This is a genomic window from Mesonia mobilis DSM 19841 (assembly GCF_000423405.1).
Lineage (GTDB): Bacteria > Bacteroidota > Bacteroidia > Flavobacteriales > Flavobacteriaceae > Mesonia > Mesonia mobilis.
Map to the genome: position 1 here is coordinate 392637 of NZ_KE384013.1, position 24505 is coordinate 417141.

The window sequence follows — 24505 nt, forward strand, 5'->3', positions numbered from 1 at the left end:
TTTAAGGGAAGGCATAAGTATAGTTTTTTATTTCGTTTTAAAACTGACTTTTCCTAATTTTTCAATTTGTGCTTCGATACTTTGATTAGCTGAAAAATGAACCGAAGCAGTTGCCGCACCGGCCAATACAATTTGCCCTTTTTTGATCACCGTTTTGGCTTTAGAAGCAAGTCGGCTTAGTTCTACCACCGATTGTAATGGGTTAGAAAGTATGGCGTTGGTTTTACCTTCAGCTAAAGTTTCTCGGTTAACTTTTAAATGAATTTGTAAGTCGTCGATGTCTTCTTCTAAATCTATCCAATCCCCTAAAACATAAGCGGAAGCAGAACAATTATCGGCCACCATATCTTCTAAGGAGAATTTGAAATTTTCATAGCGGCTATCCACAATTTCGATTGCCAGAGCCATTTTATCGATATAACTAGTAATATCTTTTAAGCCGACAGATTCTTCAATATCTTTAGAAATTCTGAAGGCGATTTCAACTTCTGCGCGAGGTAAAATCCAACGTTTGGCATCGACCTCTTCCTGGTTTAATATTTCCATCGAATTGGTGAGCACGCCCCAAATAAGGTCGTGAACGCCCATTTCTTCCATTCTTGCTCGGTTAGTAAAACCGAGTTTGTAGCCCGTAATATATTCGCCACGGTCTAATTTTTTGCCAACGCAAAGATTTTGTATTCGGTAAGCTGCATCTAAATCGATTTGATGCGTGGCTGCCAATTGTGTGGTGGGTCTAGCATGCCTTGCGGCCTGATCTAAAATCTCTGCTATCTCCTGATGATTCATTTTATTTAGTTTATTATTTGTAAAAAGTCATCCTGAACCTGCCCGTCCGGCAGGCGGGCTTGTTTAACTCCGTTGAATCTTCAATTTCAGGATCACATTTTTATTATGTTTTAAATTATTATCCTGATGAGATTCCGTGTCAAGCACGGAATGACGAAAATATTCACCGAATTTAGCGAACAATTCGTTGATTCTATCATCTTAATAAGCAACGGTATCTTCTTCTAAAATAGTTTTAGTTTCTTCTTTTACTAATTTCAGTTTTTCTTCTAAACTTAAATCGTCTGTAATTTTCTCTTCAGAAATCAAACGCAGCATCGCTTTGTCTTGGGCTCGACCACGTCGCATTGCTTCAGCATAACCAATTTGCTCCTGAAAGGTGACTAATCGGTATTTTGAAGCATATTCTGCCGGAAATTCTTGTTCTAATGCCGTTTCTAATTTTCTTTTCTGCTGAAAAATAGGAGCAGCCGTGTGTTCTTTCATCTCGTAAAAATTATCGATCGCTAAATCTGCAATTGCATCGGTATCTTTTTTACGCGCTTTTTGGTAAGCTTTAAAAGTAGTTTCCCAATCGCCGGTATGATTTTCTAAAGCTTCATCGAAAACCACAACATCTTCAAAAGAAGCGTTCATTCCTTGTCCGTAAAACGGAACAATCGCGTGAGCAGCATCTCCCATTAGGAGACTTTTTCCGTGGCTATACCAAGGTGAACATTTAACGGTTCCTAAAGCACCAGTGGGATTTTCAAAAAATTCTTCCCCTAAATTCGGCATCAATTTTAAAGCGTCTGGATAATATTTTTCAAAATACTCTTCTGCTTTTGCTGCGGAAGTAATATTGTTGAAGTTATAATCACCTTCGGCATAGGACATAAATAGTGTAACTGTAAAACTTCCGTCTAAATTAGGAAGTGCGATGAGCATATTTTCTCCTCTTGGCCAAATGTGTAAAGCATTTTTGTAAAGTTGAAAGTCTCCTTCAACAGAAGGCTCGATCGTTAATTCTTTATAGCCGTGTTGCAAATAGTCTTGTGAAAAACTAAATAGAAAACTACGATCGTTCATCATACTTTTTCGTAAAGCAGAACCTGCGCCATCGGTACCAAAAATAAGATCGGCAACGATGGTCGTTTCTTCACCTGAATGATAATTTTTAAATGTTGCCGTCGCTTTTTCAGAATTTACGTCTAAACATTCTTGATTGAATTGAATAGAAACATTTTCCATTTTTTCAGCTTCGTCTAACATCAAGGCGTTTAAATCTGTTCGAGAAATAGAATTGATGTATTCATGTTCTAAACCACTATATGGCGAAAGGAAAGTGTTTTCTTCTTGATCGTGAATCATTCGCCCATTCATCGGGATGCAAATTTTTAAAGCTTTTTGCTCTAAACCGACGAGTTTCATCGCTTTGATACCGCGATTTGAAAATGCCAAGTTAATTGACCTTCCTGCTGAAATATCTGTTTTTCTTAAATCGGGACGTTTTTCAATAAGCTGAACTTGATAACCGCGTTGTGCCATTCTTAAAGCCAATAAAGATCCGCAAAGACCGGCGCCGATAATGAGTATATTTTCTTTGTTTTTCATTACAACAGCGCTTTTAAACGTTCGACCATTTTATAAACATCTTCAAAAGAATTGTAGAGTGGAGCAGGAGCTACACGAATTACATTAGGCTCACGCCAGTCTGAAATTACTCCTACAGCCATTAATTTATCGAATAAGACTTTGTTAGCGTTTTTCACTTTGATTGAAAGTTGACAACCGCGTTCTTCCGGATTTTGAGGAGTGATAATTTCAATTTGATCACCTTCAATTTCCTTCAACAGATATTCTAAGTAGTTGGTGATTTTAACCGATTTGGCTCTAATATTTTCAAAACCGGCTTCATCGAAAATCGCTAACGAAGCTCGAATGGCGGCTAACGATAAGATCGGCGGATTACTTAATTGCCAACCTTCTGCTCCCGGAATTGGGTCAAACTCGTGACGCATATTAAAACGTGTTTGTTTGTTATGACCCCACCAACCGGTAAAGCGTTTTAATTCTTTATTGTTGGCGTGACGCTCGTGTACAAAGCAGCCGCCAACACTTCCCGGGCCACTGTTTAAATATTTATAAGAACACCAAACGGCAAAATCTGGTCCTGTTTCGTGTAAATTAGGCTGAATATTTCCTGCGCCGTGAGCAAGATCGAAACCAACTTTTGCTCCGTGACGATGGCCCAATTCGGTGATTTTTTTTAATGGGAAAGATTGTCCCGTATAATAATTGGTCGAGCCGATAAGCAATAGCGCTACTTGATCGCCTTCGGTCTCCATAATTTTTTCTAAATCTTCAAAATGGCAAAGTTCTTCACCTTCTCGAGGTTCCCATAAAATTAGGGAATCCTTAGGATCGTGACCGTGAAATTTAAGCTGAGATTCTACGGCATATTTATCTGATGGGAAAGCGTCACTTTCTATAATAATTTTGAAACGCTCTGAAGTAGGTTGGTAAAACGAAATCATCATTAAATGTAGGTTAACGCTTAAGGTATTCATCATTACTACTTCTGATGGTTTTGCACCGACGATTTTCGCCATTTTTTCGGTTAAAAATTCGTGGTAAGGCATCCAAGGGTTTTTCGCTTCAGTATGACCTTCAACCCCTAAATTACTCCAGTCTTCTAATTCTTGCTGAATGTATTCTAGGGTAAGTTTTGGTTGTAAGCCTAAAGAGTTTCCGCAGAGATAAACCTGTTCTTCTCCGTTTTTATCTTTAGGAATATGAAATTGACTTCTAAAGCGCCTTAACGGATCGTTTTGGTCTTGCTCTTTCGCAAATTCTAGGGTGTTTTTATGTTGGGTTGTTTGCATTTTTGTGTTCTAAAAAATGAGTTTTCCACAAATTTAGCAATAATTCATGAGTTGTTTTTGATTAATTGAAAGGTTTGAAGGATTGTTTTGTAGGAATTTGAGAAGAAATCTTCAAATATATTTCAACTTTAATAATTTCAACAGGAATTATTCCACCTTAATATTGGTGAAATAGAGCTTAAAACTTCCTTCTTTGTTTTGATGAGTTGTTGCAATTTTGAGTCCGTTGTAGGTTTGGTAATTCTCCCAAGTTGTTGAAAGATTGGGTTCTTTGTTTCCGGAAGCGATATAAGACCATTCTCGAATGATAAAATCTTTGTCGATATAGATTTTATACGTGTCGCCCGGTGTGTAACCATCTTCATTATCATAAGCAATGGTAATTTCTGTCATCGGTTTTTCACTAATTGGTGCTTTTACATTTTCTTTTACAACATGTTCAAAACTTTGATCCCAAACCAACTGAAACGGAAATAATAACCAATATTTATCGTTTATAAAAGCTTGATCTGCCTTTTGCTGAAGACTATCGATCTCTTTTCTTACATATGCTACCGTGTCTTTTGCCGAGAGCATTTTTACCTTCTCTTTTTGCGGTTGCCACTGCCAAGATCGTTCGAAATGGCTGGAGTCGCGATCTACATTAAAGGTGTAATTAAGTTTTTCTATTTTACTCCAGTTTTTGAATCCGTGCGCATTGGCTATTTTTTCTAGAACAGAAATTTCTTTTTCAGAAGAAGTTTCTGTAATAGTTTTTTCAGCATTCTTTTTACAATTAACAGCAGTTAAGATGACCAAGGCGAGAAGTAGTAATTTTTTCATCATAAAATATTTATGTATTAAAAATAAAAAAACCTCTTGAAGTTCTCAAGAGGTTTTAACTATTATAAAAAATGAAGATTAATCTACAGCGTCTTCAACGTCGTCTGCAGCATCTTCCATAGAATCTCCTACATCTTCTGCAGCGTCTTCTACTTTATCTCCCGTACTTTTTTCTTCTCTACAACTTGTGAATGTTGTTGCTAAAGTTCCTACTAAAAATAGTGATAAAAATAATTTTCTCATAATTCTAATTTTAAATTGATTCGTTAATTAATTTACGGCCTCCTGCCGGTTGCAAGTCTATATAATATTCCGATAATGGCAAGTACTAGAAGGATGTGTATTAAACTTCCTACCGCTTCACCAAAACCAAAATAACCTATGAGCCATCCTATGATTAGGATTACTACGATAAGCCAAATTAAATCTCTCATAGTTTTTATTTTTTGTTAGTTGAAGTAAATGTAGAAAATATGCATTTTCGATTGTTGGCGTTTAACTATCAATTAACTAAGAATTAATACTTATTTGGGTTTTTGAGAATGTCTGCCGCATGCTCTTTATGATTTTTTAAGGTTTCAGGATTCATTTTATTTAATAAACTCATCATCATATTCATACGTTGATTGTCTTTAAAATGTTCTCGTTTATCGTCTAAGAAATTCCAGTAAAGAGAATTGAAAGGGCAAGCTTCTTCGCCTTCTTTTTTATTTACATTGTAATGGCAATCTTTGCAATAATTGCTCATTTTATTAATGTAACTTCCGCTAGAAACGTAGGGTTTGGTAGCAACGATACCACCGTCGGCAAACTGACTCATACCACGAGTGTTGGGCATTTCTACCCATTCGATCGCGTCGATATAGATGCCTAAATACCAAGCGTCGACTTCATCTGGATGAATTTGAGCCAGCAACGCAAAATTCCCCGTGATCATTAACCGCTGAATGTGATGTGCGTAAGCTTCGTCTAAACTTTGCTTGATCGAATGATGAAGACAGTTCATTTTTGTTTTTGCATTCCAGTAAAAATCGGGGAGTTGATGTTGATTGTCAAGCTTGTTACTTCTGCGGTAACCCGGCATTTCTTTCCAATAGATACCGCGCATATATTCACGCCAGCCTAAAATTTGCCGAACAAAACCTTCTACTTGAGAAATATCGATCTCACTTTTGTTTTCGTGATAAGTATCGACCACTTTTTCGATGACTTCTTGCGGAGAAAGCATTTTCGAATTCATCGCAAAAGAAAGGCGAGAATGAAATAAGTAGATCTGCTCGGTATGCATTGCATCTTGATAATCGCCAAAATGAATCAACAAATTTTCGCAAAAATAATTAAGTATTTTTAAGCAATCGGGTCGAGAAGTTGGCCAGTTGAAGTTTTTCTCCTGAATACTTCCCATCGTTTTAATGTCTTGTTGCTTGATTTGCTCTACAATTTTTGAAACATCTTTTCTGAAGCCTTTTTCGTGCGGAATCTCGGGTTGACCTTTCCATTTTTTGCGATTGCTTTTATCGAAATTCCATTTACCACCTTCCGGATTTTTTTCATTTTGCATTAAAATAGAATGCTTTTTGCGCATATTGCGGTAAAAATATTCCATCGTCATTTCTTTCTTGCCTTCATAAAATTGAGCTAGATCGGTTCGAGACGTATAAAAATGTTCGGTGTCGAAAGCTTCTGTTTCAATTTCGAGATTTGAGCAAAAATCTTTGAGTTGTTCATCTAAACGATATTCATCAGGAAGTTGATATTCAAGCTTTTCAATTTCATATTTATCGATCAATTGCTGAAGATTTTTTAGAAGATCTTGTTTGTTTTCTTCAGCATCAATTTCATAATAAATTACTTGATGGTCTTTACTTTTTAAATGCTCATAAAAATTACGCATCGATGCAAAAAAGGCAACCACTTTCTGGATATGATGAACGGTATAATCGGTTTCTTGACGCATTTCTGCCATAAAATAAATGGTGTTTTTATCTGCGGAAGAAAACCAAGAATGTTTGTGATTAAGCTGATCGCCAAGTAAAAATCGAAGTTTTTTCATAATTTTTATGATTGATTTGTGTAACAAAAGCAGCTTTTGATCTTCATATAATAAATGACTATTATGAAAAAATCTATTTACTATTCTTTACTTGTAGTTTGGTTGTTGAGTCTTGCTGTTTGCGCTTTTGTTTTAAAGTTAGAGAAAAACACGTTAATTTATATTTACGTGGCTACTCAAGGTTTGATGATTAGTTTACACCCAAGTATTTTTAAGAAAAAATCGTGTTCTAAATCTTAGAACAGTTCTTTTTGACCACCTAACCAGGTTTGTTGATATTTTTGATCGGGATCGTAGCGTTTTGCCTGCGATTGAATATTAAATTTTCGATCTCGCGGATCGTTACCAACACCGCTATTGTACATCCAATTGCCCCAATTGCTGTGTACATCGTAATCGATAAGCATGCTTTCTAGATACGCCGCGCCAATTCGCCAATCTTGTTTTAACTCTTTTGCCCAAAAGCTATTTACGTTTTGGCGACCGCGATTGCTCATAAACCCGGTGGCGGCAATTTCTTTCATATTCGCATTTACAAAAGGTTCTTCAGTTTCGCCTTTAATCCAGTTTTGTAGAGTTTCTTCATCTTGATTCCAGTCGAGATTTTTATTTAGAATACCACCAAGTTGAAATATCTTATTACCGTGTTTTAAAGAAATGTATTTAAAATAATCACGCCAAATCAATTCAAAAATAAGCCAATACGTACTATCGTTTTTCACGACTTGTTTCTCGAACTTTTTTACTTCCCAATAAATTTTTCTAGCTGAAATACTTCCATTCGCCAACCAAGCTGAAAGTTTAGAGCTATAATCTGATCCTAGAAGTCCGTTGCGGGTTTCTTTATAATGCTGAAGTTGACAAGTATCCCAGAAATAATGCTGAATGCGTCGGTCTGCTTCTTCTTCACCTCCGTGAAATGGGAAAGCAGATCGCGAATCTTTTTCAACTTCATCTAAACCTAAATCTTTTAGTTTTGGTACTTGGGTCGTATGTTCTACTAAATATTCTTCTGGTTGAGGTAGTGGTAAATTTGCCGGAGGTCTTACGTTTACGTGATATTCTGCTTTTTTTCTGAATTGCGTATAAACTTCAGGAATATTTTTGAAAGACTCGTAAGGAATATCTTCCGGATGAAATAAAAACTGATCGTAGGTTTCGATAAATTCGACTTCCGGTAAGTGATAATGTACATTTTTTTGAACTTCAACTTCTTCTTGCGTCCATTCTTTTTGAAGAAATAGTTGCTGAAAATGATATTTTTCTGAAAGCTTAGGGAAAACACTTTCGGGATAGTCGTTAAAAACCAACAAACTAATATTGAGTTTGTCTTTTAAATTTTTCTGAAGGTTTTGGACGGTTTCGATAAGAAATTGTCCTCGGTATTTTTCAGTTTTTTTAAAGCCGAATTTTGTGGTTTCAAAATGTCTGGGATCAAAACAATAAACCGCTAAAATAGGATGGTTTTCTTTACAGGCTTTTTCTATAGAATAATTATCAAAAACACGTAAATCGTTTCTGAACCAAATTACATTGTATGTTTGTTTTTCGCGCATTTTTTACTGCAATATTTTACATTTTCCCAATCGCGTTCCCATTTTTTTCGCCAAGAGAATGGGCGTTGACAAACCGGGCAAATTTTAGTGGGAAGTTCACTTTTCTTCATCTAAAATAGAATTCACGTCTTTATTGGGCTTGGCGTGATCAAAGCGATCGATTAAGTGTGTTTCTGCATAAGCATCTAGTCCATTTATAGCAACGGTATCTGCTTTTTCTAAATTTAGCCAGCCGTCTTTTTCTTCAATATGATCATCGAAAAACAAATGTTCAACTTCACCAATAATCATTCTGCATTGGTTCTCTTTAATGTAGTAGTAATTCACCAATTTACAGCCAATTTTAATTTTTGCCTCTTTTACAAATGGCGGGTAGAAACCTTGTAGGTATTCTTCTGTTAAATTAGTTTTATCGAATTCTGAAATTTCACCATCGTATTTTGCAGAAGTATGATGCGCATCTTTTATAATACCTTTATGAATATGGTTTACCGTAAATTCACCGGTAGTAACCAAATTATCATAAGTGTTTCTTTCTGTAGAAGTTGGGCGCAAAATAAAACCTAGTAATGGTGGATTACTGCCTAGATGAATTACCGAACTGTAAATAGCCACGTTTGTAATCTCATCTTTAGATTTGGTCGCAATAAGATTAGCAGACTTGTAGCCGCTTAAACTATTTATGAGGTTAATTCTAAATTGTTTGTCTAAGTCTTCAATATGTTTTCTGGTATAGTAGCTCATTAGGGAATTTTTTTAAAGGTAAAGTTTGTTTAACTTTTATCAGATAAATATTGAACAAATTTTGATTTGTCATTTAAAAAAGCTGTCAGTTAAGACAGCTTTCTAATGGTTGATTTTATGTAGGGCTTAAAACCAATTATTCTTTATTTTCTTGTTCTTTAATGGTCGAGTCGTCAAAATCTACTTTATTCGTATTTTGTTTACGATCTCCAAAATTTCCTAAAACACTCTCGGTATCTTTATGTTTTCTTTTTCTATGATTGTCTTCAATAAATCCCATAACATTAATATTTTTTAATTCATCACTAAATTAGATAAATACCAACTTGTTTTGTATTAAAGACTTAATAAAATCTTGTTAAGCGTTTTCTAATTTTTTGTCTAAAGACTTTACCCAATTCACCGCTTCGAAGAGATTATAAAACTGTAAAACTTTACCTCGGTAAAACATTTTTTCAAACTTGAGGTTAAATATAGAAGAGCGATGCTTGTGTACCAAAATGTAAGAGCTTAGCGTGTGACCCATTTTAAAAAAATTAAGCCAATCTGCCGGGTTTACATGGTATTTGTGAATTCGGTGAGAAATGTAGTGTGGCATTGCCATTTTACCGTAAAAGGCTTCCGCTAAATCGATAACGATCAATGCTTTTTTCCAATCATAAAAAACTCCTTCAGCAACTTCAGCAATGATATAATTTTCATAGAAATAGAAGTTTCCGAAATAAAGTTGATGCTTCACCAGAGCCATTTTATATATTTCTTGATCGCTAATAACTCTAATTTTTGTTTCTAAGTTATTGAATAAAAAATCTCGTTTTATGAAAGAAAAGTTAATAAAACCTCCTAGAGATTAAAATTTCTGCAAATAAAATCTTTTTTTCTATTTCAAGCAATAGGATGTTAAATAAAAAAAAACCTTCTGATTAAGAAGGTTTTAGTAGACACAAATATTTTTTAGATGGAAGAATTAACCAGCCGAATAAACTCGGCGCGATAACCTTGTTCATCTTTTCCTTTTCCGGCTTGAGCAAGTTCAATTATATTTTCTTTAGAGATGTTTTTAGCGTATTCAGATTCTCGAAGTTGCATCCCGAACATAGCAAGTGCAGCACTAAATTTCAAATCTGTAGAAGCATTTTTAAGTTGAATGTCTTCATCTTTGACCACTTTCGTAATAAGTTTACTTTTATCACCATCTGGTTTTTTATAACGGAATTTTACGGTTAATAGGTCTTCAGAATTTCCTTTTACTTTTTTATCTGAATATTTTAAATCGTCGATATCTTTTAACCATTCACTTTTTACACCCACCGGAATAATTTCGTAAAGCGCTGTTACGGTGTGACCGCTTCCTAATTCACCGGCATCTTTTTTATCGTCGTTAAAATCTTCCGCATTCAGTAAACGATTTTCATAACCAATTAAACGGTACGCCTGTACTTTTGCCGGATTAAATTCTACCTGAATTTTTACATCTTTAGCGATCGTATACAAAGTGCCGCCAAACTCTGTTCCTAAAACGCGTTGCGCTTCTTGCATCGTATCGATATAAGCGTGGTTACCGTTACCTTTATCGGCTAAAGTTTCCATTTTAGAATCTTGATAATTTCCTGTTCCAAAACCTAAACACGTAAGAAAAACGCCACTTTCTCTTTTTTCAACAATGAGGTCTTCCATCGCTTGATCGCTACTTGCGCCTACGTTAAAATCGCCATCGGTGGCTAAGATCACACGGTTATTTCCTTTTTTAATAAAGTTTTCTTCAGCAATTTTATAGGCGAGTTTTATTCCTTGTCCGCCCGCAGTTGAGCCGCCGGCATTTAAGTTATTTAAAGCTTCTAAGATTTTATTTTTATCAGATGTTGGTTTTAAAGCCAATCCTGCTGCACCGGCATAAGTCACGATGCTAATTTTATCTTCATCGCGAAGTTGGTTCACCAATAATTTTAAAGCCGATTTTAAAAGCGGAAGTTTGTTAGTAGAATTCATTGAACCTGAGACATCGATCAGAAAAACTAAGTTAGAAGGCGGAATGTCGTCTAGCGGAACTTCTTTTCCCTGCAAGCCGATTTTAACGAGTTTGGTGTCTTTATTCCAAGGCGATTGCGCCACTTCGGTATTGATCGAAAACGGATCTACGCCCGTAGGTTGCGGATAGTCGTAGTCAAAATAATTGATGAATTCTTCAATTTTAACGGCGTCTTTTGGGACTTCTTGTCCGTTATTAATCATTCTTCGCACGTTACTGTAACTCGCTTTATCTACATCTATTGAAAAAGTTGAAAGCGGAGAAGCATTCACCATTTTAAAAGTGTTTTCTTCAATTTCTTGATACGATTCTCGGTTTTCTTGAGGAGCAGGAATTGTATGAATATTATTGGAAGTACTTATTGCTTCTGTTTTTCTTTCTAATAAAGATGGTGCTTCAAGAGCTTCTACATCGTTATAATCTAAAGTTTCAACATCTTCTTCTAGAATTTGTGGAACTTGATTGGTTTGAGTTTTTTGATCTTTTTGTTGAATAGAATTCTTTATATCTCTATTACAAGAAAATAAGCATAAAGCAATTGCTGCTAATAAAATGTTGAAGTTTTTCATAATAAAAGGTTTAAGTTGAAAAAGACATTTACAAACAACTTGCCAAAAAAATCAATAGTTTTACAAAATCACTGTTTTTCTATAAATAATTTAACCGAAATTTTAAAGATGAGTCAAAAATATGTGGCCTTGTTGCGAGGAATAAATGTAGGCGGAAAGCGAAAATTAAAAATGGCCGATTTGCGTGAATCGGTTTTGAAGATTGGTTTTACGCAAGTTTCAACATACATCCAAAGCGGAAATTTGTTTTTTACTGCGGAAGAAAAAAATACTGCAATCCTTGAAGAAAAATTAGCGCAACATTTATTAGAAGAATATACTTACGACATTCCGGTGATTATTAGAACTTCGGAAGAAATCGAAAAAGTTATTGCTCAAAATCCGTTTCCTGAAGCGGAAGATTTTAAGCAATTGCATCTTATTTTTCTCAAAGAAAAACCTTCAGAAACTTCCATTGAAGATTTTGAAAAACTCGAATTTCCTTCAGAAGAATTTAAAATTGAAGCGCAACATCTTTACGTGAATTATACCGATGGGGTTCGAAATTCAAAACTTTCAACTACGCTTATCGAGAAAAAATTAAACACCAAAGCTACCGCTCGAAACTGGAAAACGCTTTTAAAAATAGAAAGTCTTTTAAAAGATTAATTAGACTTCCTAATTTGATCAACAAACGAATTAATGTTTTGCGTTCCGTTTTCGGTGAGGTGTTTGATGAAAGCTGAACCAATAATGGCTCCTTTTGCAAATTGAGTCGCTTTTTCGAAAGTTTTGGCATTGCCAATACCAAACCCAACAATTTGCGGATGCTGAAGTTTCATTTGATCAATTCTTTCAAAATAGGCTTGTTGCGCGTCACCAAAACTATTTTTAGCTCCGGTTATACTTGCAGAACTCACCATATAAATAAATCCTTCTGAAGCTTCATCGATCTGTCGAATGCGTTTTTCTGAAGTTTGTGGCGTGATCAAAAAGATATTTTGTAAACCATATTGCTGAAATATCACTTGATATTCTTCGATATAAACTTCCATTGGAAGATCCGGAATAATAAGTCCGTCGATACCAATTTCAGCGCATTTTTTGCAAAACTTTTCAATTCCATATTGTAACATCGGGTTGAAATAGCCCATGATGATTAACGGAATAGAAACTATTTTTCGAATATCTTCGAGTTGCTCAAAAAGTTTTTCGGTGGTCATACCATTTTTTAAAGCTTTTGTAGAGCTTGCTTGTATCGTTGGGCCGTCGGCTAAGGGATCGCTAAACGGTAAACCGATCTCCACCAAATCTACACCCGATTTTTCTAATTGTTCAAGAATAGTTTTAGTGTCATCAAGTTGAGGATAACCGGCTGTAAAATAAATAGAAAGTAATTTTTTGTTTTCTTGTAATTTATGAGAGATGCGATTCATTGTGTTTAGTTTTAATATTTTAAAGGTTCCTTCCCTTGTAAGGGAAGGTGTATTTCGTTTTAACGAAATACGGAAGGGTTAACCACCCTACAAGCAAAGCTTGTTTTCCCTCCTTCAAAAGGAGGGAAGCAATTTCTATAAATCAAAATATTTCATATAGGTTTCTAGATCTTTATCGCCACGACCGGAAAGGTTGATTACCACAACGTCATCAGGTTGAAATTTTTTTTGCTTTAAAGCGGCCAACGCGTGTGCACTTTCGATAGCGGGAATTATGCCTTCGAGTTTGGTGAGCTCAGCTCCGGCTTGCATCGCTTGATCGTCGGTAACCGACAAAAATTCTGCTCGTTTACTGCTGAATAAATGCGCGTGCATCGGCCCGACACCGGGATAATCTAATCCTGCCGAAATTGAATAAGGCTCGGTAATTTGCCCATCTTTGCTTTGCATCAAAAGTGTTTTGCTTCCGTGAATAATTCCGTTGTTTCCTAGTTGCGAAGTGGCGGCACTTTCTCCGCTATGAATACCTTTTCCCGCAGCTTCTACAGCGATAAGGTTCACATTTTCTTCATCTAAATAATGATAAAAAGCCCCGGCGGCGTTGCTGCCACCACCAACACAAGCAATAATATGATCGGGTTGGGTTCGTTTCTCTTTTTCTTGCAATTGTAGTTTTATTTCTTGTGAAATAATGCTTTGCAAACGTGCCACCATATCGGGATAAGGATGCGGACCAACCACCGAACCAATAATGTAATGGGTTTCTTCGGGATTGTTGATCCAATCTCGAATAGCATCGTTTGTGGCGTCTTTAAGTGTTTTACTTCCTGAAGTTGAAGGGATCACTTCGGCGCCCAACATTTTCATTCGAGCTACATTGGGTGCTTGTCGTTTCATATCGATTTCTCCCATATACACAAAGCACGGCATTCCCATTAAGGCGCAAACTGTTGCGGTAGCGACACCGTGTTGCCCGGCGCCGGTTTCGGCGATAATTCGTTTTTTACCCAAGCGTTTGGCAAGTAGAATCTGCCCGACCGTATTGTTCACTTTGTGTGCTCCGGTATGGCAAAGATCTTCTCGTTTGAGGTAGATTTTTGTGTTGTATTTTTCGCTTAGTCGATTGGCAAAATAGAGTGGAGTAGGGCGACCTACATAATCTCTCAATAATTGCTGATATTCTTCTTGAAACGAAGCATCACCTATGATCTTTAGGTATTGCTCTTTTAATTGATCGATATTCGGGTAAAGCATTTCTGGAATATACGCGCCGCCGTATTCACCGTAATAGCCTTTTTTGTTGATTTGATGTGTTGTCATTTCTTTAAAATTTGTAGGATGTGATGCTGAATCAAGTTCAGCATGACGCTATTGAAAAAAATTCGTCATTCCGGACTTGATCCGGAATCTCATCAACTGTTTATTTTCTTTGTAAAAAAAATTAAATCTTCTATATTTTTTCTTCCGGGTTCGGTTTCGAATTTACTGTTCACGTCGATAGCGTAAAGCGGTAAATTAAGCTGTTGAAATTCTTTGATTTTTTCAACTTCGTTTAATCCAATTCCGCCGCTTAAAAAAAACGGTTTTTGAAACGGATACTCTTTTAAAACTCGCCAATCGAAAGTGAAACCATTACCACCGGGATTTTGTCCTTTAGTGTCGAATAAAAAATAATCGACCACCGGAAGGTATTTTTCTAATTCTTGAAAGTTGAATTGATCTTTAATTGAAAACGCTTTGATGATTTCAATGGGATTTGATTTGGTTTGATGTGATGCTGTCCCTCGACTCCGCTCGGGATGTCCGACAAGTTCAGCATGACGCGATTGGTTGTATTCGTCATCCCGGACTTGATCCGGGATCTCATCTCGCTTATTTTTAAATAAATTTCTTAATTCTTGACAATACTCCGCACTTTCGTTTCCGTGAAGCTGAACAGCTTGTAAGTTATTTGCTTCAACTTTTTGTTGAATAAAACTTAGTTCTGCATCTACAAAAACGCCTGTTTTTTTTATGGCTGAATTGAGCTGCGGAATTTGTTCTTCAACAAATCGCGGAGATTTTTCATAAAAAATAAAACCCATGTAATCGGGCTGAAGTTGAGCCAACTCCAGTATATTTTCTTCGTATTTCATTCCGCAGACTTTCAGTTTCATATTTTTATTTTTTGCCATTCCGTGCTTGACACGGAATCTCATCTTATTTTTTCCCTTCAATTTCTTCGATAAATTGCTGAGCGCTTTTACCGGGGTTTTCAGTTTTCATAAACGTTTCTCCAATTAAGAATCCGCGATATCCAAATTCTCTTAACTCAATAATATCATTGGCAGATTTTAGTCCGCTTTCTGATATTTTGACGATTTCCTTCGGAATTAATGTGGAAAGTTGCTTGCTGATTTCAGTTGAAACTTCAAAAGTTTTTAAGTTGCGATTGTTCACCCCGATTAGCTGAACTTCTGCGTTGAAGTTGGCTTGCAATTCTTCTTCGTTATGAACTTCCAGTAAAACTTCCATTCCTAAATCGTTGGCTAGTTTTGAAAACTTCTTCACCTGCTGTGCATTTAAAATTGCAGCGATCAATAAAATCACATCGGCACCACTGGCTTTGGCTTCTATAATTTGATATTCATCGATGATGAAATCTTTCCGCAGTAAAGGAAAGTCTACACTCGCTCGCGCCAGTTGTAAATCTTCCAAAGAACCCCCGAAAAAGCTATTGTCGGTAAGCACAGAACTTCCGCAAGCGCTGGCTTTTTGATAGCCAGCAACCACTTCATTCACATACAATTTTTGATTGATGTTGTGTTTAGAAGGGGAACGACGTTTATGTTCAGCGATAATTCCGCTTTTGCTATTTTTTAAAGCTTCACTTAACGAAAATCCTTTTCTCTGGAAAAGCGGTGATCTTTCTAAATGGCTGACCGGAAATAACTTTTTTTTCAGCTGAATTTCAGTCAGTTTATGTTGAACGATGGTATCTAAAATAGTAGCCATTATGCGCTAAGTTTTTGAAGGATTTTTAATTTTTCTAAAGCTTTTCCGCTTTTTAAAGATTCTTCCGCTTGCGATAAAGCTTCAGCAATACTTATTTTTTTTGCGGTTGAAATAGCTAAAGCTGCGTTCGCACAAACTACTTGGTTTTGCGCTTTAGAACCTTCGTTATTCAGAATTTTTTGAAATAGTTTTACCGCTTCCGGAATGGTTTCGCCGCCATAAATTTCTTCCGCTTTAATTTTTTCAGCATTAAAATCTTCCGGAGTTAACACGGTATTGATCTGGTTACCTACGATTTTTGTATCTCCGGTAAGTGAAACTTCATCGTAACCATCGAGTGCGTGTACAATTCTAAAATTTGTATCGGTATGTTGATAAAGGTAACTATAAATTCTTGCGAGTTCTAAGCTAAAAACACCAACTACCTGATTGGACGGTTTTACAGGATTTACAATAGGTCCCAACATATTGAAGAAAGTTTTTACTGCCAGATCTTTTCTAACCGGGGCAACAAATTTCATTGCCGGATGAAAAAGTGGCGCGTGTAAAACACAGATGCCCGCTTTTTCTAGACAAGTTTCTAAAAATGCTTGATCGTTAGAAAATTTTACACCTAGATTCTCTAACACATTACTACTCCCGCTCACTGAAGAAACGCTGTAATTACCGTGTTTGGTTACGTTAACTCCGGCTCCGGCAGTAATAAATGATGCTAAGGTAGAAATGTTGAACGTGTTTTTACCGTCGCCGCCTGTACCACACAAATCAATTGGATTGTAGCCTGATAAATTGATAGGAACAGCGAGTTCTAACAACGCATCTCGAAAACCTGCTAACTCTTCAATAGTAATGCTTCGCATCATATAAACTGTTAGAAAACTTGCAATTTGACTATGATTGGCTTTGCCTTCAGAAATATTGATGAGGGCTTGTTTAGCTTCCGCTTTGCTCAGAATTTCGTGATGTGTTAGCCTATTGAGTAATTGTTTCATTTTTATATATTTCTATCTTAGAAAGAATTTTGGCTGAAAATTTTATTTCAAAATACCTTTTACATTTCTTTGGTTCCGTTGAATTTTCAATTTCAGCATCTTGTTATTGTTATGTGACCCTGAATCGACACTTCGACAAGCTCAGTGTGACATATCAGATCAAGTATTATTATATAGAGACCGTTTCTTCGTTTCTTACAGGGATTTCTATCCAGTTTTTAAGCATTTCTTTTCCTTGTGGAGTGAGCACCGATTCGGGATGAAATTGAACGCCATACACCTGAAAATCTTGATGACGTATCGACATGACTTGTCCGTTTTCGTCGTAAGAAGTCGGGATTATTGAATTTGGTAAATCTTGAATTACCCAAGAGTGATAACGACCAACTTCTAATTTTTGCGGAAGATTTTTAAAGATCGTTTCTTCATTTTCGATGATTTCAATAGGAGTGGCAACGCCATGAAAAACTTGGTTGAGATTGCTAAGTTTTGCGCCAAAAACTTCACCGATCGCCTGTTGCCCTAAACAGACACCTAAAATACTTTTGGTAGGTGCAAATTTGCTCACAATATCGTTAAGTAAACCTGCTTCTGAAGGAATGCCCGGCCCCGGAGAAAGTAAAATTCTATCGAAAGCTTCAATTTCTTCTAGATCTATTTCATTATTTCTTCTCACTACAACTTCGCAATCGAGATCTTCTAAGTAATGAACTAAGTTGTACACGAAGCTGTCGTAATTATCGATGACTAATATCTTTTTCATATTTTAAGATTTCTTAATTCTGTTCATGAATTTTTTTTCAAGTTGAATTTGTGATTTCAACATCTCATCCTAAATTTCACAAGCTGGATGAGAATCTGAATCAAGTTCAGGTAGACGCTTTATTCATATTATAATTCTTTAGCAATTTCTAAGGCTTTGGTAAGCGCTCCTAATTTATTATATACTTCTTGTAGTTCGTTTTCGGGTTTCGAATCGGTGACGATCCCAGCGCCGGCTTGCCAGTGAAGCTCATGATCTTTACTTAAAAAGGTTCTAATCATAATGGCGTGATTAAAATTGCCTTTAAAATCCATCACCCCGATGGCGCCACCGTAAAAAGTTCGGTTAACGGTTTCATATTTATCGATGAGTTCTAAAGCTTTGTATTTTGGAGCTCCGCTCAAGGTTCCTGCCGGAAAAGTGTCGGCTACTAATTGCATCGTCTCCATATTATTTTTCTTTTTTCCCGTTACTTTACTCACCAAATGAATTACGTGCGAGAAAAACTGAATTTCTCGATAAGTTTCTACTTTAACTTCAGCACAATTTCTACTTAAATCGTTTCTTGCTAAATCTACGAGCATCACGTGTTCTGAGTTTTCTTTTGCATCTGAAGCCAGTTGTTTGGCGAGTTCTGCATCACGCTCATCGTTCCCTGAACGTTTAATCGTGCCGGCAATAGGATGAATTTCTGCCATCTCGTTTTCAACGACCAATTGCGCTTCCGGAGAGCTTCCGAAGATTTTAAAATTTCCGTAGTCAAAATAGAAAAGGTAAGGTGAAGGATTTACACTTCGAAGCGCGCGATATACATTAAAATCGTCTCCTTTATATTTTTGTGTAAAACGCTTCGATAATACCAATTGAAAAACATCGCCACGCGCACAATGTTGTTTGGCTTTTTCTACATTTTGTTTGTAAACTTCATCTTCAATATTAGAAGTGATCTCGCCATCGGTTTCAAAACTAAATTGAGCAAAATTTTTAGTTTGCAGTAAAGCTTGCAGCGTTTCTAAATTACTTTCTGAATTGTAATTGTGCGAAAATAAATAGGCTTCATTGTTGAAATGATTAATGGCAATAATGTTTTGATAAACCGCATAATAAAAATCTGGAATGTCGAGCTTGTCTTCTTTTTCTTCAAGCTGAATACTTTCAAAATACTTTACCGAGTCGTAACCGGTATAACCGAAAATTCCGTTGTGAATGAATTTGTAATTGGTTTCTTCCGTTTTAAACTGTTGTGCAAACTGTTCAATTTCTGAAGGAATATGTATAGAAGAAGTAATTTGTTTCTCGATTTTTTCGCCATCAGGATATTCAATAAAAAGTGTGTTGTTTTTCGCTTTGATAGAAGCAATCGGATTGCAACAGATATAGGAAAAACTATTTTTATTGGCGTGATAATCGCTACTTTCTAGCAATAAACTATGCGGAAATTGATCGCGTAATTTAAGGTAAATACTTACCGGGGTGATCGTATCTGCGATTATTTTTTTAGCGTCTGTTTTTAGCGTATACATATTCTTATTTTCAAATTCATTCAACAAAAAAAGGCTTGTCGTGATGACAAGCCTTTTTGGATATGGTTAATATACAAAGCGGTGTTAGCTCACGACGTTTTTCGTAAGTTATTCCACCACCAAGTATGTACAGTTAAAATTTTCATTAGTTCAAAGATAAGTAGGAAATTGAAATTTCCAAATCTTTTTTAGAATTTAAGCGTAACGTCTAATTCGAAATCGTCGTAAATTACGTTGTCTCCTAAGTTATCGAATAAACTTCCTGAACCATATTTTACATCATATTCGGTTCTGTCTACGGTTAATTCTGTAGTAGCTGTATCACCATTCATTTCTAAATCGAAAGTTACCGGTTTAGTTTTTCCTTTAATGGTAAGATCTGCAATTACTCCATAAGAATCTCCTTTTTTAGTCGCATTTTTAATGGTTAATTTAGCGGTTGGGTGATTAGCAACTCCAAAAAAGTCATCAGATTTTAAGTGACCTTCTAGTTTTTGTTTTCCTTCACCTTCAAGATCTGTAGCTACGATCGAAGTCATATCTACAATAAATTCACCTCCGGTAATTTTATCGCCATCCATGTTTAAGTATCCCTCTTTAAACATGATCGTTCCTTCGTGAGAACCGGTTAATTTTTCACCTTCCCATTCAATTTTACTTTCTTGGGTGTTTAAGGTTTTCTTTTTAATAGGGTTTGCTGTAAAAGAGATCATCGCGATTACTACAGCAAAAAGGCTTACAGATTTAAAAATGTTTGTTTTCATAGTTATAAATTAAAATGTTTGTGATTAAATATTGATAAATAAATCTTCGGTAGATTTTCTAACTTTTTTATTGTTTTGAGTAGCGTCTTCTTCGCTTCTATAACCAACGGTTGCAATAACAGCAGTAGTTAATCCTTTTTCTTTAAGACCTAAAATTTTATCGAATTCTTCGCCATTATAACCTTCCATTGGGCAAGCATCGATTTTAAGCGTTGCCGCAGCATTTAGTAAAAATCCTAAAGCAATATAAGCTTGTTTTGCCGTCCAAACTGCTTGTTGGTCTTGTGGTAAGGTCATCGAAGCACCTTTAATCATATTTGCATAACCTTCAAGATCTGCTAAATCTACGCCTCTGGTTTCAGCTACATTTTTCATGTAGTCTTGAATGTATTCTTCTTTCACTTCAGTATAAGACGCAAAAACAAAAACTTGAGAAGACTCGGTAAGTTGGGGTTGATTATACGCCGCTTCTCTAAGTTGTTCTTTCACTTTTTCATTTTCAATTACTAATACATGATAAGGTTGAAGTCCGTAAGAAGAAGCACTTAAACGAACCGCTTCTTTTAACGCAGAAAGGTCTTCTGCAGAAATTTTTTTGTTTTCATCAAATCGCTTAGTAGCGTATCTCCAGTTTAGATTTCCTAAGTGTGTTTTCATAATTGTTGTATGTACAAATGTTTAATTAAATTTTTTTATTGGTCATTTATGATCTCAACTTTTCTAAAAGATAGTTAAGTTGTTCTAATTCTTTTTCAGTTAAATTTTTAGTCGCTTTCTTTTCCAACTCTTCTACTTTAGGATCTATTTCTTTTAATAGATCTAATCCTTGTTCAGTAATTACAATTTCTACTTTGCGACGGTTTTCTTCGCAAACACAACGATCGACTAATTTTTTATCGATTAATTTATCGACCAGGCGAGTCGTGTTACTCATTTTGTTTACCATTCGATCTTGTATGGTACTTAAGTTGGCGGGTTTTTTACCTTGCCCACGTAAGATTCTTAATACGTTAAATTGTTGAACCGAAATCCCGAAACTCTTAAGCGTACACATCATTTCGCTTCCCGATTGTGCACTCGTTAATTGTAAATTAATAAGTACTTTTTTAGGAAGTGAAAGATTAGCTTTCGTTTTTAAAATTTCTTCAACTTTCATTGTATCGACAATATTTGTATATACAAATGTATGTTGAAATGTTGAATAATTTATTAATAGTATGTTAAAATTTATTGGATGTTGAGCCTAAGAATAACCGATAACTTAGATTTAGCCTCAAATTGAAGCAATTATTTGTAAACTAATGTTAATCAGTTTTATTAGTATAAATGATGCTTTAACTTTGTTAGAAGTTTGAAAATTATATGATTAAGAGAATTTTAGTACTGATAATAATCTGTTGCGTAGCCTGTGTAGATGAGAAGCCTAAAGAAAACTCAGCGACAGAAGAAGTAGCTGTTAAAATTCCTACTTATAATTTTGAAGAACTTGAAAAAAACTTACCAACCGATCAAGAAAAAACTTACGTCGTTAACTTTTGGGCAACCTGGTGTGCCCCTTGCGTAGAAGAACTTCCGCATTTTTTAGAATTGAATAATAAAAAAGATGTTGAAGTAATACTAGTAAGTTTAGATATGCCGAAAATGAAAGAAACACAATTGGTTCCTTTCGTGAAAAAAAGAAATATTAAAGCAAAAGTAGTTTTGTTAGACGACCCAAGAAGTAATGTTTGGATCCCGAAAGTAGATGAAAATTGGGACGGAGCTATACCGGCTACTTTAATTTATAATACTAAAAACAGAAAATTTTACCCCCGAAAATTTGATACTTACCAAGATCTGCTTGATGAAGTAGAGAATTTTAAAAATGAAATTTAAATTATGAAAACCTTAAAAATCTTAACCATCGCTGCTATAATAATTGCAGCATCTGCCTTTGCGGTCAATAATGTATTTGAAGAAGGAGAAGCTTCAAATTCATCTGAAAATGGATATGAAATAGGCGACGTAGCAACAGATTTTAAATTAAAAAATATAGATGGTAAACAAGTTTCTATGAGCGATTATTCAACAACTAAAGGGTTTATTGTTGTATTTACCACTAATCATTGTCCTTATGCAAAAGCTTACGAAAACAGAATTGTAGCGTTAGACAAGAAATACAAAACAAAAGGTTATCCTGTAATTGCCATTAACCCGAATAATCCCGAGAAAAATGAGCAAGACAGTTTTGAAAATATGCAAATAAGAGCTAAGCAAAAAGGCTTTACTTTTCCGTATTTATTAGATGAAGGACAAAAGATCTATCCTCAATACGGGGCAACCAAAACCCCACACGTTTATATTTTACAGAAAGAAAATAAAGCGTTAATTGTAAAATATATAGGAGCGATCGACGATAATTATCAAGATGTAAATGCTGTAGAAGAAAAGTTTGTTGAAAATGCTGTTGATGAATTACTAGCCGGTAAGGAAGTTTCTGTAAAGACAACCAAGGCAATTGGTTGTAGTATTAAATAAAAACTTACTTTTGTTGAAAAACCTTACTTATGAAAGAATTATCTCAACAAGAATGGAAAGAACAATATGAGAATGACGAAAATGCATTTTTATTAGATGTTCGTACCGATGAAGAATATGAAGAAAAGCATATTCCTAACTCCACACAATTAGATATTTTTCAAGCTCAAAAATTTATGGATGAAGTAAATGAGTTTGATAAATCTAAAAATTATTATGTGTATTGCAGATCGGGTAAACGAAGCGCACAAGCCTGCCAAATTTTAGACCAAGTAGGAGTAGAGAACACCTATAACTTACAAGGCGGAATTATGGAGTGGGAAGGAGAAACCAACTAATACAATTACAGTTGAAAAATAAAATCTTATACCTTGCCGTCTTAGTGCTTTCGCTAAGTTTTTGCGTTTCCTGCAAAGAAGGAATTGCACAAGAAGAAGAAGAAGAAGAAGAAACCATCGAAATGGTAACCCCAGATGAGGCTGAAAACCTCTCTAAGATGGAAGAAGTGAAAGTTCTTGATGTAAGAACAGAAGAGGAGTTTAGTGCAGAGCACATCAAGAATGCTCAGAATATTGTTTACGATGAAAACTTTTCCGATAAAATCTCAGATTTAGATAAAAGTAAACCTGTAATCGTGTATTGCAAATCGGGAGGAAGAAGCGAAAAAAGCGCTCAAATATTAAAAGATTCCGGATTTGTAAAAGTTTACGACCTTAAAGGCGGGATCACTCAATGGAAATACGATAAAAAAGAAACTGAAAAATAGATTTTTTTAGAGTTTATTTTTCAGTTTTAAAAATTCCTGTTCTAGAAAATTCAGCTTCTCTTCAACGTTAGAAGCTGAATTTTGTTCAGGGATGCGTTTGTAAAACACGTAACGTATTCTCCATAATTCTTCAACCCATTTAACTCAAAAATAAAATCGTCTACACTTTTGTGGTCTGCTCGTAAAGTGAGTTTGTTTTTGGTAATATATAGTCTTCGTAAAATAAGTTGATGGTTTACCAAAACCAAAACCATACAGCCGTTATTTAATTTCTTATAAATAGTTGCTGGTACAAACTCTCCAATAACCACATCTTTTGGATAAAGTCTGGATAAACGATACTCAGTATTTTAATAATGTGCCTTTAGTGGCTTGGGAGTTTTATATAGGAGGTTACCAACCGGCTCAAAAATGGTTAAAAGATCGTAAAGATCAAGAGTTAACTTTTGAAGATGTTTTTCAGTATCAAAAAATCATAGTGGCACTTTCAGAAACCGATAGAATTATGAAAGAGATCGATAAAATAGAGATTGAATAATTTGTGTGCCTAATGAATGATTTTGATTATAAAAAAGCAGCTCGATTAGAAGATTATATATTTACAGAAGTTAAAGACAATTTAAGAAAAGCAACTTAGATTCAATAACTCAACGCAACAAATCAAATTCTTAGATTTGTTTAAATGAAAACTAAAAAATACAAACGATTAACTTTCAAAGAAAGGGTCATTATTCAAACCCTAATGGAAGAAAATAAATCTAAAGCTTTCATCGCTAAAAAACTGAAAAGATCTAGATCTACCATTACTCGACAGATCAATAAATGGGTGATCGACTCTGATAGATAAATATGATGCAACTTTAGCTAACTGGTTGGCAAAGGATGACTATCTCAACAAGAGAAATCTTGATAAAATAAATACATACAAAAGACTCAAGTTCTTTGTTTATAAAGGCTTATTGGAAGGTTGGTCTCCTGATCAAATTTCAGAAAGATTAAAAGATAAGTACCCAAATGATCCAGAGATGTCAATATCCTACGAAGCTATCTATATGCATATTTACAGACACAGACAGGCTAGTCTAAACAAAAAACTAATCAAGCTACTACCCTATCAAAAATCGCAGCGTAGAAGAGTTAATGCGAAAACAAAAAGAGGTACTAAAATAAAAGATATCATCAATATCAAAGAAAGACCGAAACACATTGAAGATAGGCAAGAAATAGGCCACTGGGAAGGTGATTTAGTCATTGGTAAAGGACAAAAAAGTGCTATTGGTACTATCGTAGAAAGAAAGTCTAGGTTCGTCTGTATTATCAAACTAAAAGACAGAAAATCAACAAC

Annotated in this window: 30 protein-coding genes and 1 pseudogene; 8 read left to right on the top strand and 23 right to left on the bottom strand. The window is 35.2% G+C overall.

From position 1 onward, the window contains the following. Nucleotides 1-27: 27 nt before the first annotated feature. The 7 genes from G551_RS0114300 to G551_RS0114330 form a co-directional block, all read right to left on the bottom strand. Nucleotides 28-789 carry a 2-keto-4-pentenoate hydratase gene (locus tag G551_RS0114300; protein WP_027886198.1) on the bottom strand — a complete coding sequence of 254 codons (762 nt, stop codon included), beginning with the start codon at nucleotides 787-789 and terminating at the stop codon, nucleotides 28-30. A 201-nt stretch (nucleotides 790-990) separates the two neighbouring features. Then, entirely contained in the window at nucleotides 991-2382 is a 1392-nt protein-coding gene (locus tag G551_RS0114305) for an FAD-dependent oxidoreductase (RefSeq protein ID WP_027886199.1), read from the bottom strand. Next, nucleotides 2382-3653: a kynureninase gene (kynU, locus tag G551_RS0114310; protein WP_027886200.1), complete on the bottom strand. Its 1272-nt coding sequence runs from the start codon at nucleotides 3651-3653 to the stop codon at nucleotides 2382-2384. The genes G551_RS0114305 and kynU overlap by 1 nt, the downstream gene beginning before the upstream one ends. A 147-nt stretch (nucleotides 3654-3800) precedes the next feature. After that, nucleotides 3801-4475, bottom strand: a complete 675-nt coding sequence (locus G551_RS0114315; protein ID WP_027886201.1) for a hypothetical protein — start codon at nucleotides 4473-4475, stop codon at nucleotides 3801-3803. A 78-nt stretch (nucleotides 4476-4553) separates the two neighbouring features. Then, nucleotides 4554-4718 (bottom strand): hypothetical protein, encoded by a 165-nt coding sequence (locus tag G551_RS16700; protein WP_169558822.1) that lies wholly within the window; start codon nucleotides 4716-4718, stop codon nucleotides 4554-4556. Nucleotides 4719-4750: 32 nt separating this feature from the next. Continuing rightward, nucleotides 4751-4909: a lmo0937 family membrane protein gene (locus G551_RS16590; protein ID WP_027886202.1), complete on the bottom strand. Its 159-nt coding sequence runs from the start codon at nucleotides 4907-4909 to the stop codon at nucleotides 4751-4753. Between the two features lie 83 nt (nucleotides 4910-4992). Next, the gene (locus G551_RS0114330) at nucleotides 4993-6528 is read right to left on the bottom strand and encodes a cryptochrome/photolyase family protein (protein WP_189394867.1); all 1536 of its coding nucleotides are present in this window, start codon (nucleotides 6526-6528) and stop codon (nucleotides 4993-4995) included. Between the two features lie 63 nt (nucleotides 6529-6591). Between G551_RS0114330 and G551_RS16595 the strand changes: the two genes are divergently transcribed. Continuing rightward, the gene (locus tag G551_RS16595; protein ID WP_156876809.1) at nucleotides 6592-6768 is read left to right on the top strand and encodes a hypothetical protein; all 177 of its coding nucleotides are present in this window, start codon (nucleotides 6592-6594) and stop codon (nucleotides 6766-6768) included. On the opposite strand, the gene G551_RS0114340 is transcribed toward G551_RS16595, so the two are convergent. From G551_RS0114340 to G551_RS16015, 6 genes are all read right to left on the bottom strand, one after another. Continuing rightward, nucleotides 6765-8084 (bottom strand): DASH family cryptochrome, encoded by a 1320-nt coding sequence (locus G551_RS0114340; protein ID WP_027886204.1) that lies wholly within the window; start codon nucleotides 8082-8084, stop codon nucleotides 6765-6767. The genes G551_RS16595 and G551_RS0114340 overlap by 4 nt on opposite strands. Next, nucleotides 8057-8194 carry a DUF2256 domain-containing protein gene (locus tag G551_RS16505; RefSeq protein WP_084626422.1) on the bottom strand — a complete coding sequence of 46 codons (138 nt, stop codon included), beginning with the start codon at nucleotides 8192-8194 and terminating at the stop codon, nucleotides 8057-8059. Before G551_RS16505 ends, G551_RS0114340 begins: the two co-directional genes overlap by 28 nt. Further along, complete coding sequence (locus G551_RS0114345; protein ID WP_027886205.1) at nucleotides 8181-8828, bottom strand: flavin reductase family protein; 648 nt, start codon at nucleotides 8826-8828, stop codon at nucleotides 8181-8183. The genes G551_RS16505 and G551_RS0114345 overlap by 14 nt, the downstream gene beginning before the upstream one ends. 136 nt (nucleotides 8829-8964) lie before the next feature. Next, nucleotides 8965-9108, bottom strand: coding sequence for a hypothetical protein (locus G551_RS16600; protein WP_156876810.1), 144 nt, complete (start codon nucleotides 9106-9108; stop codon nucleotides 8965-8967). A gap of 78 nt (nucleotides 9109-9186) precedes the next feature. After that, on the bottom strand, nucleotides 9187-9576 hold the full coding sequence (locus G551_RS16305) for a hypothetical protein (RefSeq protein ID WP_051191420.1): 390 nt from the start codon (nucleotides 9574-9576) through the stop codon (nucleotides 9187-9189). A gap of 206 nt (nucleotides 9577-9782) precedes the next feature. Beyond that, on the bottom strand, nucleotides 9783-11426 hold the full coding sequence (locus tag G551_RS16015) for a vWA domain-containing protein (protein WP_084626423.1): 1644 nt from the start codon (nucleotides 11424-11426) through the stop codon (nucleotides 9783-9785). Between the two features lie 108 nt (nucleotides 11427-11534). On the opposite strand from G551_RS16015, the gene G551_RS0114365 reads away from it, so the two are divergent. Then, the gene (locus G551_RS0114365; RefSeq protein WP_027886206.1) at nucleotides 11535-12074 is read left to right on the top strand and encodes a DUF1697 domain-containing protein; all 540 of its coding nucleotides are present in this window, start codon (nucleotides 11535-11537) and stop codon (nucleotides 12072-12074) included. On the opposite strand, the gene trpA is transcribed toward G551_RS0114365, so the two are convergent. The 10 genes from trpA to G551_RS0114415 form a co-directional block, all read right to left on the bottom strand. Next, on the bottom strand, nucleotides 12071-12841 hold the full coding sequence (gene trpA / locus G551_RS0114370) for a tryptophan synthase subunit alpha (protein WP_027886207.1): 771 nt from the start codon (nucleotides 12839-12841) through the stop codon (nucleotides 12071-12073). The two genes, G551_RS0114365 and trpA, sit on opposite strands and share 4 nt — an antisense overlap. 135 nt (nucleotides 12842-12976) lie before the next feature. Beyond that, a complete protein-coding gene (gene trpB / locus G551_RS0114375; protein WP_027886208.1) occupies nucleotides 12977-14161 on the bottom strand; it encodes a tryptophan synthase subunit beta in 1185 nt (394 codons plus the stop codon). 92 nt (nucleotides 14162-14253) lie between these two features. Further along, entirely contained in the window at nucleotides 14254-15039 is a 786-nt protein-coding gene (locus G551_RS0114380; RefSeq protein ID WP_240470479.1) for a phosphoribosylanthranilate isomerase, read from the bottom strand. Nucleotide 15040: 1 nt separating this feature from the next. After that, nucleotides 15041-15835 (bottom strand): indole-3-glycerol phosphate synthase TrpC, encoded by a 795-nt coding sequence (gene trpC, locus G551_RS0114385; RefSeq protein WP_036243984.1) that lies wholly within the window; start codon nucleotides 15833-15835, stop codon nucleotides 15041-15043. After that, entirely contained in the window at nucleotides 15835-16827 is a 993-nt protein-coding gene (gene trpD, locus G551_RS0114390; protein ID WP_027886211.1) for an anthranilate phosphoribosyltransferase, read from the bottom strand. Before trpD ends, trpC begins: the two co-directional genes overlap by 1 nt. Before the next feature lie 169 nt (nucleotides 16828-16996). After that, nucleotides 16997-17590 carry an anthranilate synthase component II gene (locus G551_RS0114395; RefSeq protein ID WP_027886212.1) on the bottom strand — a complete coding sequence of 198 codons (594 nt, stop codon included), beginning with the start codon at nucleotides 17588-17590 and terminating at the stop codon, nucleotides 16997-16999. Nucleotides 17591-17718: 128 nt separating this feature from the next. Next, nucleotides 17719-19113, bottom strand: a complete 1395-nt coding sequence (locus G551_RS0114400; protein WP_027886213.1) for an anthranilate synthase component I family protein — start codon at nucleotides 19111-19113, stop codon at nucleotides 17719-17721. Between the two features lie 188 nt (nucleotides 19114-19301). Next, the gene (locus G551_RS0114405; RefSeq protein ID WP_027886214.1) at nucleotides 19302-19877 is read right to left on the bottom strand and encodes a YceI family protein; all 576 of its coding nucleotides are present in this window, start codon (nucleotides 19875-19877) and stop codon (nucleotides 19302-19304) included. 24 nt (nucleotides 19878-19901) lie between these two features. Further along, the gene (locus G551_RS0114410) at nucleotides 19902-20534 is read right to left on the bottom strand and encodes an NAD(P)H-dependent oxidoreductase (RefSeq protein ID WP_027886215.1); all 633 of its coding nucleotides are present in this window, start codon (nucleotides 20532-20534) and stop codon (nucleotides 19902-19904) included. 46 nt (nucleotides 20535-20580) lie between these two features. Beyond that, nucleotides 20581-21033: a MarR family winged helix-turn-helix transcriptional regulator gene (locus G551_RS0114415; protein WP_027886216.1), complete on the bottom strand. Its 453-nt coding sequence runs from the start codon at nucleotides 21031-21033 to the stop codon at nucleotides 20581-20583. Nucleotides 21034-21239: 206 nt separating this feature from the next. Between G551_RS0114415 and G551_RS0114420 the strand changes: the two genes are divergently transcribed. The 6 genes and pseudogenes from G551_RS0114420 to G551_RS16020 all read left to right on the top strand — a co-directional run. Continuing rightward, nucleotides 21240-21752: a TlpA family protein disulfide reductase gene (locus G551_RS0114420; protein WP_027886217.1), complete on the top strand. Its 513-nt coding sequence runs from the start codon at nucleotides 21240-21242 to the stop codon at nucleotides 21750-21752. A gap of 3 nt (nucleotides 21753-21755) precedes the next feature. Next, on the top strand, nucleotides 21756-22394 hold the full coding sequence (locus G551_RS0114425) for a thioredoxin family protein (RefSeq protein WP_027886218.1): 639 nt from the start codon (nucleotides 21756-21758) through the stop codon (nucleotides 22392-22394). 29 nt (nucleotides 22395-22423) lie between these two features. Beyond that, nucleotides 22424-22732 (top strand): rhodanese-like domain-containing protein, encoded by a 309-nt coding sequence (locus G551_RS0114430; RefSeq protein WP_027886219.1) that lies wholly within the window; start codon nucleotides 22424-22426, stop codon nucleotides 22730-22732. 11 nt (nucleotides 22733-22743) lie between these two features. Beyond that, nucleotides 22744-23160: a rhodanese-like domain-containing protein gene (locus G551_RS0114435; RefSeq protein ID WP_027886220.1), complete on the top strand. Its 417-nt coding sequence runs from the start codon at nucleotides 22744-22746 to the stop codon at nucleotides 23158-23160. 316 nt (nucleotides 23161-23476) lie between these two features. Beyond that, nucleotides 23477-23698 carry a type ISP restriction/modification enzyme gene (locus tag G551_RS0114440; RefSeq protein WP_027886221.1) on the top strand — a complete coding sequence of 74 codons (222 nt, stop codon included), beginning with the start codon at nucleotides 23477-23479 and terminating at the stop codon, nucleotides 23696-23698. A gap of 144 nt (nucleotides 23699-23842) precedes the next feature. After that, a pseudogene (locus tag G551_RS16020) lies at nucleotides 23843-24505 on the top strand (IS30 family transposase); the annotation flags it as partial.